This is a genomic window from Burkholderia sp. COPS (genome assembly GCF_019425585.1).
Classification (GTDB): Bacteria; Pseudomonadota; Gammaproteobacteria; order Burkholderiales; family Burkholderiaceae; genus Burkholderia; species Burkholderia cepacia.
Map to the genome: position 1 here is coordinate 1 of NZ_WIXR01000080.1, position 13,588 is coordinate 13,588.

Here is a 13,588-nt window from a genome sequence, read left to right on the forward strand (position 1 = left end):
CGTGCGTGCACGGATCGAGGAAGGCGTGAACGAGAACGCGTTCCTGGTGCCGCAGATCGGCGTCACGCACGACCAGAAGGGGCAGGCGATCGCGATGGTGGTGAACGCCAGCAACAAGGTCGAGCCGCGTCCGCTGAAGACGACGGGCATGCAGGGCCCGAACTGGGTGGTCGAAGGCGGTCTGCAAGCGGGTGATCACGTGATCGTGCAGGGCGTCGACAAGGTGCGCCCGGGTGCGACCGTGAAGACGGTCCCCGCCCAGCTCGCACCGGCGCCGGACGCCGCGTCCGGCATACCGGCAAGCGCCGCGAATGCGTCCGGCGCGGCGCCGGCGAGCACCGCCGCCAATGCTGCCGCGAGTTCGACCGCTGCGTCGTCCGCGCAATAACAAGGAGTCCGTTTCATGGCCAAGTTTTTTATCGATCGCCCGATCTTCGCGTGGGTGATCGCGATCGTGCTGATGCTGGCCGGCGTCGCGTCGATCTTCAAGATGCCGATCGCGCAGTATCCGACGATCGCACCGCCGACGATCCAGATCCAGGCGAACTATCCGGGCGCTTCCGCGAAGACGGTGGAAGACACGGTAACGCAGGTGATCGAGCAGCAGATGAGCGGTCTCGACAACTTCCTGTACATGTCGTCGACCAGTGACGACTCGGGCAACGCGACGATCACGCTGACTTTCTCGCCGGGCACGAATCCGGACGTCGCGCAGGTGCAGGTGCAGAACAAGCTGTCGCTCGCGACACCGAACCTGCCGCAGGTCGTTCAGCAACTCGGCATGCAGGTCACGAAGTCGAGCAGCAACTGGCTGATGTGGTTCGCGTTCAACTCCGAGGACGGCAGCATGTCGAAGGAGGACCTGACGAACTACGTGGCGTCGCACGTGCTCGATCCGCTCAGCCGCGTGAACGGCGTCGGCCAGACGCTGCTGCTCGGTTCGCAGTTCTCGATGCGCATCTGGCTCGATCCCGTCAAGCTGACCAACTACAGCCTCACGCCGACCGACGTGTCGGCGGCGATCTCGCAGCAGAACGTGCAGATCGCGGGCGGCCAGATCGGCGGCACGCCGGCGAAGCCGGGCACCCTGCTGCAGGCGACGATCACCGAATCGACGCTGCTGCGCACGCCCGAGCAGTTCGGCAACATCCTGCTGAAGGTCAACCAGGACGGCTCGCAGGTTCGCCTGAAGGACGTCGGCCGCGCGGCGCTCGGTTCGGAAAACTACACGTTCGACACGAAGTACATGGGGCAGCCGACGGCCGGTCTCGGCATCCAGCTCGCGACGGGCGCGAACGCGCTCGCGACCGCGACGGCGCTGCGGGCCAAGGTCCAGGAGCTGTCGAAGTACTTCCCGCACGGCCTCGTCGTCCACTATCCGTACGACACGACGCCGTTCGTGCGCCTGTCGATCGAGGAAGTGGTCAAGACGCTGCTGGAAGGTATCGTGCTCGTGTTCCTCGTGATGTACCTGTTCCTGCAGAACCTGCGGGCGACGATCATCCCGACTATCGCGGTGCCGGTCGTGCTGCTCGGCACGTTCGCGATCATGGGCCTCGTCGGCTTCTCGATCAACACGCTGTCGATGTTCGGCCTCGTGCTCGCGATCGGCCTGCTGGTCGACGATGCGATCGTGGTGGTGGAGAACGTCGAGCGCGTGATGGCGGAGGAGGGCCTGTCGCCGAAGGAGGCGACCCGCAAGGCGATGGGCCAGATCACCGGCGCACTCGTCGGCGTGGCGCTCGTGCTGTCGGCGGTGTTCGTGCCGGTGGCGTTCTCGGGCGGTTCGGTCGGTGCAATTTATCGCCAGTTCTCGCTGACGATCGTGTCGGCGATGGTGCTGTCGGTGCTCGTCGCGTTGATCCTGACGCCGGCGCTGTGCGCGACGATCCTCAAGCCGATCCCGCAAGGGCATCACGAAGAGAAGAAGGGCTTCTTCGGCTGGTTCAACCGTACCTTCGACCGCAGCCGCGATCGTTATACGGGCGGCGTGAACCACGTGATCCGGCGCTCGGGGCGCTGGCTCGTGATCTACCTGGCCGTGTTCATCGCGGTCGGCGTGATGTTCGTGCGCCTGCCGAAGTCGTTCCTGCCGGACGAAGACCAGGGCTACATGTTCATGATCGTGCAGACGCCGTCCGGTTCCACGCAGGAAACGACCGGCAAGACGCTCGACAACATCAACACGTACCTGACCACGACCGAGAAGGATGTGGTCGACTCGGTGTTCACGGTCAACGGCTTCAGTTTCGCGGGCCGCGGCCAGAACGCGGGCCTCGTGTTCGTGAAGCTGAAACCGTACGAGCATCGCCAGCGCTCCGACCAGAAGGTGCAGGCGCTGATCGGCCGGACCTTCGCGCACTACTCGCAGTACAAGGACGCGATGGTGATCCCGTTCAACCCGCCGTCGATTCCCGAACTCGGTACGGCTGCCGGCTTCGACTTCGAGCTGACGGACAACGCCGGTCTCGGCCACGAGGCACTGATGGCCGCGCGCGGCCAGTTGCTCGGAATGGCCGCGAAGGATCCCACGCTGGCGCTCGTGCGCCCGAACGGCCTGAACGATACGCCGCAGTACACGGTCGACATCGACCGCGAGAAGGCGAACGCGCTTGGCGTGACGGCTGCGGCGATCGACCAGACGTTCTCGATCGCGTGGGCGTCGCAGTACGTGAACAACTTCCTGGATACGGATGGCCGGATCAAGAAGGTGTACGTGCAGGCGGATGCGCCGTTCCGGATGACGCCGGAAGACATGAACATCTGGTACGTGCGCAACAGCACCGGTGGCATGGTGCCGTTCAGCGCGTTCTCGACCGGCCACTGGAGCTACGGGTCGCCGAAGCTTGAGCGCTACAACGGCGTATCGTCGATCGAGATCCAGGGGCAGGCTGCGGAGGGCAAGTCGACCGGCCAGGCGATGGCCGCGATGGAAGCGCTCGCGAGCAAGCTGCCGGAAGGTATCGGCTACTCGTGGACGGGCCTGTCGTTCCAGGAAATCCAGTCCGGCTCGCAGGCGCCGATCCTGTACGCGATCTCGATCCTCGTCGTGTTCCTGTGTCTCGCGGCACTGTATGAAAGCTGGTCGATCCCGTTCTCGGTGATCATGGTGGTGCCGCTCGGCGTGGTCGGCGCGCTGCTCGCGACGATGCTGCGCGGCCTCGAGAACGACGTGTTCTTCCAGGTCGGCCTGCTGACGACCGTGGGCCTGTCCGCGAAGAACGCGATCCTGATCGTCGAGTTCGCACGCGAGTTGCAGGCGAACGAGAACATGGGGCCGGTGCGCGCGGCGATCGAGGCGGCACGCCTGCGGCTGCGTCCGATCCTGATGACGTCGCTCGCATTCATGCTCGGCGTGCTGCCCCTTGCGATCAGCAACGGCGCGGGTTCGGCGAGCCAGCATGCAATCGGCACGGGCGTGATCGGCGGGATGATCACGGCGACGTTCCTCGCGATTTTCATGATCCCGATGTTCTTCGTGCGGGTTCGCGCGACCTTCAGCGGCGAGACGGAAAACGTCGACGATGCCTGGCGTCTCGTGCAGGGCGACCTGCAGCGCGGTCACGGCGACGCACACGATTCGAAGGGGCAGTAACGATGCAAAAACATGCTTTGACTGCAAGTGCGGTCGCGATGGCTGCCGCGCTGTTCGCCACGGGCTGCACGATGGCGCCGCATTACAAGCGGCCCGACGCGCCCGTCGCACAGGCGTACCCGGCCGGCGGCGTCTACGCGACGCAGCCGGGTGCGGCTGGCGCGCGCAGCGCGAACGGCCAGGCAGCGACCGCCATCGGCTGGCGCGAGTTCTTCGTCGATCCGCGCCTGCAGCGGCTGATCGAGATCGCGCTGAAGAACAACCGCGACCTGCGCGTGTCGGTGCTGAACATCGAGGCGGCGCGTGCGCAGTACCAGATCACGCGCGCGGGCCTGTTCCCGACGCTCGACGGTACGGGCACGGGCAGTGTCCAGCGCATTCCGCAGGGCTTGTCGACGACCAATGCGCCGCTGATCTCGCGCAACTACAACGTCGGTTTGTCCGCGTCGTGGGAGCTCGACCTGTTCGGCCGCGTGCAGAGCCTGAAGGACCAGGCACTCGCGCAGTACCTGTCGACGTCGTATGCACGGCAGGCATTCGAGATCTCGCTGGTGTCGCAGGTGGCCGATCAATACCTGACGCTGCTGTCGACCGACGACCTGCTGAAGGTCACGGAGGACACGCTGAAGTCCGCTCAGGCGCAGTACGACCTGACCAAGCTGAGGTTCGACAACGGCACGGGCTCCGAGCTCGAACTGCGTCAGGCGCAGACGGTGGTCGAGCAGGCGCTGTCGAACCAGCAGCAGCAGGCGCGTGCGCGTGCGCAGGCACTGAACATGCTGGTGCAACTGATCGGCGAGCCGCTGCCGGACGATCTGCCGGCGGGCATGCCGCTCGACGCGCAGAACCTGCTGACGGACGTGCCGGCCGGGTTGCCGTCGGATCTGCTGACGCGTCGTCCGGACGTGATGCAGGCCGAGCAGACGCTGCTGGCCGCGAACGCGAACATCGGTGCGGCACGCGCGGCGTTCTTCCCGCGCATCTCGCTGACGGGCGCGTTCGGCACCGGCAGCCCGACGCTGGGCGGCCTGTTCAAGGCCGGCACGGCGGCGTGGTCGTTCGCGCCGCAGATCACGATGCCGATCTTCGAGGGCGGGCAGAACATCGCGAACCTGAACCTCGCGAACGTGCAGAAGCGCATCGAGATCGCGAACTACGAGAAGGCGATCCAGTCGGCATTCCGCGAAGTGGCGGATGGTCTGGCCGCACGCGGCACGTACGACCAGCAGATCGCGGCGCTCGAGCGCAACGAGCACGCGCAGCAGCGACGTTTCGACCTGTCGGACCTGCGTTACAAAAACGGCGTCGACAGCTACCTGTCGGTGCTGACCGCGCAGACGGATCTGTACTCGGCACAGCAGACGCTGATCAACGCACGACTGGCGCGCTGGACGAACCTGGTCACGCTGTACCGTGCATTGGGCGGCGGGTGGATCCAGCGGGCCGGCGAGACGCCGCGCGCGCCGGATGCGCCGGTCGACTACGACAAGGCGGCCGTTCCGGCGCCTGCGTCGGCAGCGGCGACGAACGGGTAAGTGAAAGGCGGGGCAGGAGCGGGCAACCGCTTCTGCCTGCCGAACCGGCGAGATGCAAAAGCGAAAACGCCACGGATGAAAATCCGTGGCGTTTTCTTATTGCTCGGCTGCTCACATCCGAAGCGATGTTGCGCTATGCCTGCTTTGTCCAAAGCGTGCGGCCGAAGAACGTCAGCGTGCGATCCCATGCCATTTGCGACCACACGGGATCGAACTGCGTGCCGGCGATACGGCCGGGGCCGACGGCCGTTTCGTTCGCGAACGCATGATGCGCGAGATAACGATGGAATTCGAAACCGACCTTCGCGTCGGTCAGCTTCTTCTCGAGCGCATCGACCTGGTCGATCGCGAAGAACGCATCCTGCGTGGCCCAGTGGCCCATCAGCGGCACCTTGAGCTTCGCCGGATCGAGGTAGTCGAGCGGCGGGAAGCCGTACCAGGTGACGCCCGCGTCCGCATCGGCGAACTGCAGCGACAGCAGCGTGAGTGCGCCGCCCATGCAGTAACCCGTTACCGCGACACGCGACGCAAGCGTCTTCAGATAGGTCACGGCGCCCGGAATGTCCTGCGAGGCCGCGTCGCCGAAATCGAGCCCGGTCATCAGGTGGTGCGCTTCTTCTTCCTCGACCGTCGACTTGCCGCGATACAGGTCGGGCACGAGCGCGAAGTAGCCGCAGCGCGCGAGGCGATCCGCGACGCCGCGGATCTGGTCGTTCAGCCCCCACCATTCCTGGATGACGACGACCGCGGGCGCGCCTTCGGTCTTTGCCGGCGTGGCGAGATAACCCTGCAGTTCCTGGCCGTCCGGGCGTTGAAACGTGATCATGGAACCGGATGTTTGAGACATGAAACCGCTCCTTTTCGAAAAATGCGATGAGTGCGGCATCGGGGCCGGCCTGCGGTGCGGCGACGATCGGGCAAGCCGGGCGTCGTGGTTTCCGCTCGCGTTCGTTTCGGCCGGCGCCGACCACGCGGCCATTCTATGCGCAAACACCGGCTGCCTGCGTGAACGGCACGGCGTTCGGAAGATCGCGTGCGATGGTGGGCGATCCGTTCCCGGAACGGATGACCGAAAAGCAACACCCCGCCCCGTTGGAACGGGAGCGGGGTGTTGTGCGGTGTGCCGCGCGCGTATCGGAATACGCCGGCGCGTGACGGGCGCTTACTGGCCGAAATACACGGAGTCGCGGCCGTCCTGCTTGACCGCGATCGCGCGGCCGGCACGCACACCAGCGGCGGCTTGCGCGCCGTAGCCGGTTTCATCGGCGTTCGTCACACGGGCCTGTGCGGTCTGCAGCGCGCGCGGGTAATACTGATCGGAGACTTCGGGCTTGTAGCCGGCCTGTTCGAGCTGAACGAGTTCCGCGCGCACCTGGGCACGCGTCAGTTGGCCAGACGGATTCGACTGTGCGAATGCGCCGTACGAGGCGGACAGGGCGGTTGCGGCGACGACAGCGTAGATGAACGACTTCATGATGACCTCCGGTTTCATTGATTTCGCGCTTCGCTTGTTGCGTTCAGCGGTTGATTGCATCGTAGCGATCGCGTTACCGGTCGGAAATACGCGTTCCAGCGAATAATTATTGCAACTGGGTAAACGATCTGAACGGGTGAGTATTTCGTCTGACGATTGCGAGCCTGTCCGGCGCTTGATCTGGACCACGGGCGAGGCCGTCAATGGAGCGATGTCGTCGCTCGGCAAGTGGCCGGACAACGATGAATAAATCGTATTCCGAAGTGTTCGAGTGGGGCTGACGACATCATCGTTCGTGTCGTATCGCGTGCGTACCGTGTCACTCGGCTAGGACTGCCTGCCGTTTCCGGTATTCGGCAGGTGTGATGCCGACGTGCCGGGTGAAAGACCGCCTGAGCGTATCGACATTCGCGAAGCCGCATTTCGCGGCGACCTGTTTCGGCGTGTCGTGGCCGTTCTCGAGCAGGTGGCGGGCTGCCGAAATGCGGGTCGCCTCGACCCATGCGGCAGGCGTCATGCCGACTTCCGCGCGGAACAGCCGCGCGAAGTGGCGCGGGCTCATGCCCGCATGCTTCGCCATCTCCGCCACCGAGTGCTCGAGTTCCGGATTGGCCGCGATCCAGCGCTGGACCTCCTGCAGCACCGAACGCCCGGCGGGGCGCGCCTCGCCCTTGCGGCTGAACTGGAGTTGCCCGCCCGGTCGCTTGAAGAACATGACCAGTTGCGCGGCGACGCGCCGCGCGATCTCGCGGCCGAGATCTTCCTCGACCAGCGCGAGCGCGAGATCGAGCCCGGCCGTCACGCCGGCGCCGGTGCGCAGCTTGCCGTCGCGCACGTACAGTGCATCCGCGTCGACGGCGAGCGACGGATAGGCTTCGGCAAGCGCGTCCGCGGCAGCCCAGTGCGTGGTCAGGTGACGCCCTTTCAGCAGGCCGGTGGCCGCGAGGATGAACGCGCCGGTGCAGATCGAGCCGTAGCGCTTGCTCTGCACGGCCGCCGCTCGCAGCCACGCGAGCACGTCGGTGCGCAGTGCGATCCGGCCGGCGCTCGGCGCGCCGGCGACCAGCAGCGTGTCGATGCGCTCGGGAATGTCGGGAACGATCCAGTCGGGCAGCAACTGCGCGCCGGACGAACTGCGGATCGGGCCGGACTCGCCCGCAATGATCCGCAACGTATAGAACGGTTTCCCGCATTCGGCGTTCGCTTGCGCGAAGACGTCGAGCGGTGCGGAGACATCGAGCAGTTGAACGCCCGGAACGGCGAAGATTCCCACGACCTTCGGCATGATCGATTGCGTGTTGTTTCTAACGTGACGGGTAGCAGTATAGAGGGGCCAGCGATGCACGGAGTGCGTGGCGGAGCCTGTTTCCGGCGTTCTTCCTGGCGTGCGGGCACCGTGTCCGTCTGTCGCGCAAAATGGCAGGATTTGACGCAATACGTCTATTGAAGCCAGCTATCGGGCTCCGGAGAATCAAGGGTGTTTTCAATGGAGGTCGATCATGACAGAGAACGTTGCAGGCATCACTATTCCCGATAGCCAACTGACGCGCGAGATCACCGAACTCGTGCGCGATACCGCGTCGCCGTTGCTGTTCCATCATTCCAGCCGCGTTTTCTATTTCGCTGCGCTTGCGGGCCAGCGGCGCGGTCTGAAATACGATCCGGAGTTGCTCTACTGCGGTTGCATGTTTCATGACATGGGGCTCACGCACAAACACAGCAGCGCGTGCGAGCGGTTCGAGGTGGACGGCGCCAACGCCGCCCGCGATTTCCTGACGGGCAAGGGCATCTCGCAGCAGGATATCGATGTCGTATGGACTTCGATCGCACTGCATACCACGCCGGGCATCCCGCAGCACATGCATCCGGTGATCGCGCTGGTGACCGCGGGCGTCGAGATGGACGTGCTGGGCCTGACGTATCCGGAATACAGCGACATCGAACGCGAGGCCGTCGTCCGTGCACATCCGCGTACGCCGCACTTCAAGGAAGACATCATCCAGGCGTTCTACGACGGGATCAGGCACAAGCCCGACACGACGTTCGGCAACGTGAAGGCCGACGTGCTCGCCGACAAGGATCCGCATTTCCGCGCCGGCAACTTCTGCAGCGTGATCCGGTCGTCCGCGTGGGCGGGCTGATTGTTCACGGTATGGCGCACGACCTCGGCTGCTGAGCGGAGATCGTGCGCGCCACGTGAATCGCGATTCGCGCATTATTCAGGAGTGCGATCATGTTGGGCCCGTCGAGCGATCGAAAGCTGATCGGAGCGAACGGCGCGCCGGTCGAAGATGACGTCAACATCCAGACGGTCGGCCCGCGCGGCCCCGCGCCGTTGCAGGACGTCTGGCTGATCGCGAAGTGATTCCGGAGCGGCGCGCGCGTGCGAATGAATCCGAAGCGTACGGCGTGTGGTGTGGCACAAGGCATTCGCCGATACACAAGGGCGAAAACCTTCACGGCAATCGGCTGGCGGTGGTGGTGGCACGTTTTCCGACGTTCACCGGTGAACTTGGTGTGGCCGACTCTGTTGGTCAGCACCACGCGCCGGATTTTCGGGGAGTCGCGGAACATCCTCCACGACAAGTCGGCAACTGTGTGAAGGCCGGATCGACATACGGCGTGGACATCACGGCGACATCGGGGCGGCTTGTGGTCTCGTCGAAGCAAGCCGGGCGGGCGGTACGGCGACACGGCATCGCTGCATCACCAGCGGAAAGGTAGCCGTTTATGGGGGCGCGATTCGTTGCGATGCCGGATTTTCGACCCATACGAGTGTTTCGATGGCGCCCACACCTCACGACATCTCCGACAGCCCGGTGTCGATGTGTGCTCGACACTGTTCGACGATGCCTGCAAGGGGGAGGCCGAATGGCCGACGAGGTCTCGCACCAGGTGTTCATGACCCACGACGGGAAACGTGCGGGATGGGAACGCATCCGGCGCGAGGCGCGGCGATGTGTTTCCGTCGTGACGAACGGTGAATTGCCGGGAGCGGCGTTCCGAGTGCCAGGGATCAGGGGCCGCGCTTGACGAAATCTCCGTGTCCTTGGTGAACCCCCGGCCTTGTCAGGAAGAAATGGGCGGCGGAGTGGGAGCGGATGAAATCAGTAAAGATGTTGTTACGTGACAACCACGTGATATTTCCCAGACTTTATATACTGAACAAATGCCTCCCGTCACCCTGGCGAATCTTCGATTCGCCCCCCAGTAACGTGCCTCCAGCCAGGTGGGTCATGTTCGCCCCCGCTTTTGCAGACGCCCTGACCTCCACCACAGCCACACTCTCCATCCACCTTCCGCCAGTTCCCGGCAAAACGCCTATAATGATTGGGCAAATTGCCTGGAGAAATCATGAGCACCATTGCTTTTCATCCTTCGGGCGTCGCGCATCCGCGTCAGGCCGAATTCACGATTCTCGAACAACTGCTGGCGATCCGAGTCCGATCGGGGGCCGATCTTGCCGAGTTGGCGAGCGCGCGCGTCGACGTCTCGGTGATCGACCGGCTGTCCGAGCGCGGGCTGAAATCGGACGAACTGGCCTTCATCATTCCGCGCCGCACGCTGAGCCATCGTCGCCAGGCGCACGAACGCCTGTCGCCCGAGGAATCCGACAAGGCGATCCGTCTCGCGCGCATCGTCGCGCAGGCGACGGCCACGTTCGGCGACCAGGACAAGGCGATGGCGTGGCTGCGCAACGGGCTCCAGCGCTTCGGCGGCCGCACGTCGCTCGACATGGCGAGCACCGAGCATGGTGCGCGGCTCGTCGAGGAAGCCCTCACGCAGATCGACGAGGGGTATTTCGCTTGACGACGCTTTGGCGGATCAGCAATTTCGCCGACCTGAAAGGCATCGGCGGGTTGCGCGCCGGCGGGCGTTGGCACTTCGCCGGGCAGCCCGTCGTGTATCTCGCCGAGCATCCGGCGCTCGCGCTGCTCGAGACGCTCGTTCATTTCGAGATCGCCACGGTCGCGCAATTGCCGAGCGGGTACCAGTTGCTTCGCATCGAGGTAGCCGATTCGGTCGATATCGCCGAAATCGCGGAGGGCGACGCGCCGGATGACTGGCGATCCAACGTCGACTGGACCCGCAGCGCCGGTACCGAGTGGCTGCACACGCAGCCGAGCGCGCTGCTGCGCGTGCCGAGCGTCGTCGTGCCGCACGCGCACAACTTCCTGCTGAATCCACTGCATCCGGCTGCTTCCGAGGCCCGTATTGCCGAAGTGATGCAGTCACCGTACGACACCCGGATTCTGCGGCTGGTCCAGTCGAAGCCGGGTGAATAGGGAACCGGACACACGGAGCCTGCGCCGAACGCAGGTTCAGCGCTCGTGTGCGGCGCGATCCGCAGCTGCATCGGGCGGTAGCGTCTGCCGGATGCGCGTGACCGTTCGTGTACTGACGAGACCGAGCATTGCACTGACGTCGGCATGTGCATGACCCGCAAGCAACTGGCGGCGCGCAACCGTATTGCGCAGCACGCGCGGGCTCATGTCCGCCGCGTGGAAGCCGATCGCGCTCAGCGCGTCGCGCACCACGAGCAGCAGGAACATGTCGTTCATCGCGCCACCGCCGCGCGGTGCGGGAAACAGCAACGCGGATGCCGGCGCATCGGCCGAGCGCGCACGCCATGCGGCGAGCGGCGCCAGTGCAAATTCGGCGAGCGCGATCCGGCGCGCCGGCCGTGCCCGATCGCGCGGCACGGATAGCGCCGGCGGCCGCGCGTCGAGATCGAGCGCGTCGTGCGTCGTCGCACGTATCTCCGCCGAAGTGATGCCGCTCGCGAGCAGCAGCGCGACGATCGCGCGATTCCGGCAATCGGCCGGCGTGTCGTCCGGTCGAGGCTGCACGTGGTGCTGAAGCGCCGCGTCGGCATCGGGCGGCAGGTAGCACGGCTCGGGCTCGCCGTCCGGCCATGCGAGATCACGCGTCGTCCGGCCGGCCGGATGAATCGTGCGCACGCCGGCCTCGACCAGATGCCGGCCCAACCGGTCGATCAGCTTCGCGTAGCGCACGCGAGTCGACGTGCCGGGCGCACAGGTGTGCTCGAGTTCCGCCAGGAAGGCCGCGACGTGGTCGGGCCCGAACGTGGCCAGCGACACGCGGTGCGCGATCAGATGACGCAGGAACCGTTCGAACATCGCGACGTGCTGCACGACCGAACGCGGCGCGAACGGCCGGCGGTCGGCACCGGTCGCGGCGGTTTCCTGCCATGCCCGGAAGGCGCCGACGGGGTCGTGGGTCCAGCGATTCGTGTCCATGCACGATTTATAGCCGGAACGCGGAGGCTCCGGCAATCGGTCAGATGGCCAGTCCGACGCAACCGGTGCGTCAGTGCGCGGGACGTGCGTCGACGATGCCGTCGTTGTGGAGGGCCCAGGCAAGCGAGCAGCCGCGTGTTGAAGAAACGGAGTGCGTCCGGTACCCAGTTCCATCGCGTCGGGGTCCGCATCCGAATCATCCGTGGCTGACCGACATGAGCCCGGCCTGTCGTGTGAGGAAGCCGGGTGTCGGGCCGGCAATCGCAAACGAACCGGCTGCTCGGCTTGCGATGTCGCTGGCACGCGGCACCGCGCAACGTCACCAGCCTTCACCATTAACCGTCGCGCGCACGCGAAGAAGCCGCAACCGCTGCCGCGCCAGCCTGCCCCCTCAGCCGCGCAAATGCGGCGAACGCCAGTTGCGTCGCGATGGCCGCGAGCGTGCCGGCCGCCATGCCGTTGCCGAGCACGATCTGCACGGGTGAGCTGAAATGGCGATACAGGTTCGGCACCAGGATCGGTGCAAGGCCGACGACGAGCGCGGCCGCGAGCGTGTACTGGTTGGCGCGCGCGTGCAGGTCGACGCCGGCGAGCAGCCGGATGCCCATCACGCCGATCATCGCGAACACGACGAGCGCGGTGCCGCCGACCACCGCGGCAGGTATCGCATAGGCGAGCCGCGCGAGCGGCGCGAACAGCGCGATGACGATCAGGATCGCGCCGGCCGCGGCCGTCACGTAGCGCGAGCGCACGCCGGTCGTCTGCACGACGCCGATATTCTCGGCGCTGGTCACGATCAGCGGCGTGCCGAACAGCGCGCCGGCGAGCGACGCCAGCCCATCGCCGCGTATCGTCTTCGGCACGTCGCGCGACAGCGAGATCGGCTTGCCGCACGTTTCGCCGACGGCGACCGTCTGCGCGGTGGCCTCGGCCATCGAGATCGCGGTGAAGATCAGCAGCGGCAGCGCGGCCAGCACGTCGAAGCGCGGCATCCCGAACGGCAGCCATACCGGATGCGTGAACAGCGGCCCGCGCCACACGTCGGCGAGCGCCGGCATCGCATCGAGCGCCCAGCCGAGCGTTGCGCCGGCCGTCAGGCCGATCAGCACCGCGAGGCGCCCGAGCGTGCCGCGGAACGCACCCGCGACGACGACCGTGGCGACGATCGTCGCCAGCGCGAGACCGAGCGCGCGCGGCTGCGCGAAGTCGGCCGAACCGGGCTGGCCGACGACGATCGTCGCGTAGATCCGGATCAGGTTGATCGACACGAGCAGCAGCATCGCGCCGACGACGATGCGCGGAAAGAGCCGCAGGCAACGCGTGAAGACGGGCAGCAGCACCCAGTAGAACGCGCTGGCGAGCAGCGCCGCGCCGGCGGCGGTCGGCAGGCCCGATTGCGCGGCAATGCCGGCGAACAGCATCGTCGGTGCGCCGCCGGGCACCATCACGAACGGCATGCGCGCGCCGATCGGACCGGCGCCGAGCGATTGCAGCAGCGTGCCGATCCCGCAGGCGAAGAACGTCGCGCCGATCAGCTGGACCGTCAGGTCCGCCGGCAGCGAGAGCACTTTTGCGATCAGGAACACGGCCGTGATCGGGGACGCGGCCATCGACAGCACGTGCTGCAGCCCGAACAGCGCGAGCTGCCACGCGGGCAGTCGTGCGTCGACGGGCGTTGGGATCGGATCGTGCGACACGGCAGGCCCCTCGGAAGCGAACGGCG

12 protein-coding genes and 1 pseudogene are annotated in these 13,588 nt (G+C 65.9%); 8 read left to right on the plus strand and 5 right to left on the minus strand.

What is annotated here, in order from left to right; translation table 11 throughout:
• From FOZ70_RS36750 to FOZ70_RS36760, 3 genes are all read left to right on the plus strand, one after another.
• Positions 1-388, plus strand: a 388-nt coding sequence (locus FOZ70_RS36750; RefSeq protein ID WP_219707848.1) for an HlyD family secretion protein, incomplete at its 5' end; no start/stop codon positions are given.
• Between the two features lie 15 nt (positions 389-403).
• Positions 404-3,595: an efflux RND transporter permease subunit gene (locus FOZ70_RS36755; protein ID WP_219707849.1), complete on the plus strand. Its 3,192-nt coding sequence runs from the start codon at positions 404-406 to the stop codon at positions 3,593-3,595.
• A gap of 2 nt (positions 3,596-3,597) precedes the next feature.
• Positions 3,598-5,130, plus strand: coding sequence for an efflux transporter outer membrane subunit (locus FOZ70_RS36760; protein ID WP_219707850.1), 1,533 nt, complete (start codon positions 3,598-3,600; stop codon positions 5,128-5,130).
• Between the two features lie 133 nt (positions 5,131-5,263).
• On the opposite strand, the gene FOZ70_RS36765 is transcribed toward FOZ70_RS36760, so the two are convergent.
• The 3 genes from FOZ70_RS36765 to FOZ70_RS36775 form a co-directional block, all read right to left on the minus strand.
• Positions 5,264-5,977, minus strand: coding sequence for a dienelactone hydrolase family protein (locus FOZ70_RS36765; protein ID WP_059552675.1), 714 nt, complete (start codon positions 5,975-5,977; stop codon positions 5,264-5,266).
• Positions 5,978-6,292: 315 nt separating this feature from the next.
• Positions 6,293-6,604, minus strand: coding sequence for a DUF4148 domain-containing protein (locus tag FOZ70_RS36770; RefSeq protein ID WP_011349305.1), 312 nt, complete (start codon positions 6,602-6,604; stop codon positions 6,293-6,295).
• Positions 6,605-6,923: 319 nt separating this feature from the next.
• Complete coding sequence (locus FOZ70_RS36775; protein WP_048028157.1) at positions 6,924-7,889, minus strand: GlxA family transcriptional regulator; 966 nt, start codon at positions 7,887-7,889, stop codon at positions 6,924-6,926.
• A gap of 214 nt (positions 7,890-8,103) precedes the next feature.
• Here FOZ70_RS36775 and FOZ70_RS36780 point away from each other — a divergent pair, with 214 nt between their 5' ends.
• From FOZ70_RS36780 to FOZ70_RS36790, 5 genes and pseudogenes are all read left to right on the plus strand, one after another.
• Positions 8,104-8,745, plus strand: a complete 642-nt coding sequence (locus tag FOZ70_RS36780) for an HD domain-containing protein (RefSeq protein ID WP_111998965.1) — start codon at positions 8,104-8,106, stop codon at positions 8,743-8,745.
• 92 nt (positions 8,746-8,837) lie between these two features.
• Positions 8,838-8,969 carry a catalase gene (locus FOZ70_RS38390; RefSeq protein ID WP_146107291.1) on the plus strand — a complete coding sequence of 44 codons (132 nt, stop codon included), beginning with the start codon at positions 8,838-8,840 and terminating at the stop codon, positions 8,967-8,969.
• Between the two features lie 418 nt (positions 8,970-9,387).
• Positions 9,388-9,588: pseudogene (locus tag FOZ70_RS38395) on the plus strand (DUF1289 domain-containing protein).
• A gap of 370 nt (positions 9,589-9,958) precedes the next feature.
• Positions 9,959-10,414 (plus strand): antitoxin Xre/MbcA/ParS toxin-binding domain-containing protein, encoded by a 456-nt coding sequence (locus FOZ70_RS36785; RefSeq protein WP_006480981.1) that lies wholly within the window; start codon positions 9,959-9,961, stop codon positions 10,412-10,414.
• Entirely contained in the window at positions 10,411-10,890 is a 480-nt protein-coding gene (locus FOZ70_RS36790) for an RES family NAD+ phosphorylase (protein ID WP_027792217.1), read from the plus strand. The genes FOZ70_RS36785 and FOZ70_RS36790 overlap by 4 nt, the downstream gene beginning before the upstream one ends.
• Positions 10,891-10,926: 36 nt before the next feature.
• Here FOZ70_RS36790 and FOZ70_RS36795 read toward each other — a convergent pair whose 3' ends face one another.
• Complete coding sequence (locus tag FOZ70_RS36795) at positions 10,927-11,865, minus strand: site-specific integrase (protein ID WP_175851758.1); 939 nt, start codon at positions 11,863-11,865, stop codon at positions 10,927-10,929.
• Between the two features lie 335 nt (positions 11,866-12,200).
• Entirely contained in the window at positions 12,201-13,562 is a 1,362-nt protein-coding gene (locus FOZ70_RS36800; protein WP_219707851.1) for a uracil-xanthine permease family protein, read from the minus strand.
• Positions 13,563-13,588 lie beyond the last annotated feature (26 nt).